Genomic DNA, 1,045 nt, shown 5'->3' with positions numbered 1-1,045 from the left:
GGCCACGTCTGGTCCTGGTCACGCTGGCGACGACGCCGACAACACCAGGCCCGCACCTGCCACTACCGAACCCGCGGACACCCGCTATAAGTGCCGTTGCAGTACTAGTCCTCTCAGCGGTCTGCATCTGGCTGAGATCCCTCACGAAATAGGAGACACGCCCTCGTCGCCCTCGCCGTCGAGGCGGGCCTCGAGTTCCGCGATCTCCGCGCGAACGGCCTCGATGACCTCGGGGTCGTCTTCCCAGAGCTCACGGAACTCCGACTCCGGCTCGATCATCTCGGTGAGCAGCTCGACCCCCCGTTCGAGGTGACCGTCGAGGCGCTCGAGATCGCCGGGCCACACCATGCTGTGCCCGAGCACAGCGAGCAGGTAGCACGCGGCGCGCACCCGATCGTAATCGTCGTCGTGTTCGAGGGCATCGCCGATGCGTGCATCGATGTCGATGCCAGCGAAGACGTCTCCGAACCAGTCGGCCGCCGCATCGTTGTGCCACGGCGCGCTTCCCCATGCTCCCACGCGTTTCGCCCTTCGTCTCGCCCGGCGGATCCGGCCCGCGTGTCACATCCTATTGTTTCTTGTGCACGGGCCCAGTCTGGCCGCGTAATCGGTTGGCATCCCGCCGTCGCCGAACTCCACGCCCTCGCGCTCGAGCCGCTTCCGAGCTGCCTGGTGCACCACCCCGCGGCGGCGCGGATCGGGCTCGAGCAGCCCGACCACTGTGCTCCGCGTGGCGTTCGGATGCTCGGCAACCGCGATCCGCACGCTCCAGAACCGGTCGGCGGCGAAGCGCTCGAGCACCGCCGCGCTCGCGTCGGGGTTCAGCGCCGCTCTGCCGCGAGATCACTCACACATACAGGAGACGCGCCCTAGCTGTAGTTCCCAGGCAGGTTGTGAACGGCGCGGCATGACGACATAAGCGAGGACCTCCGGTATCGGTGTGGTTACCACACACACGCCGACTACCGAGAGGTCCTCGTGACACACGCTAACGCCTACTTGACCCGAGAGGTCCTCGTGACACACGCTAACGCCTACTTGACCC

Annotated in this window: 2 protein-coding genes; both read right to left on the bottom strand. The window is 66.5% G+C overall.

What is annotated here, in order from left to right; all coding sequences use genetic code 11:
• Nucleotides 1–141: 141 nt before the first annotated feature.
• Nucleotides 142–519, bottom strand: a complete 378-nt coding sequence (locus tag AB4Z09_RS29110; RefSeq protein ID WP_442241395.1) for a hypothetical protein — start codon at nucleotides 517–519, stop codon at nucleotides 142–144.
• 42 nt (nucleotides 520–561) lie between these two features.
• The gene (locus AB4Z09_RS29105; RefSeq protein ID WP_174914026.1) at nucleotides 562–801 is read right to left on the bottom strand and encodes a hypothetical protein; all 240 of its coding nucleotides are present in this window, start codon (nucleotides 799–801) and stop codon (nucleotides 562–564) included.
• Nucleotides 802–1,045: the final 244 nt, after the last annotated feature.

The sequence above is a fragment of the Rhodococcus sp. TAF43 genome (assembly GCF_052113525.1).
In the GTDB taxonomy this organism is placed as follows: domain Bacteria; phylum Actinomycetota; class Actinomycetes; order Mycobacteriales; family Mycobacteriaceae; genus Prescottella.
The sequence above is the reverse complement of the archived record's forward strand: the minus strand, read 5'-3'. Positions and strand labels throughout refer to the sequence as shown.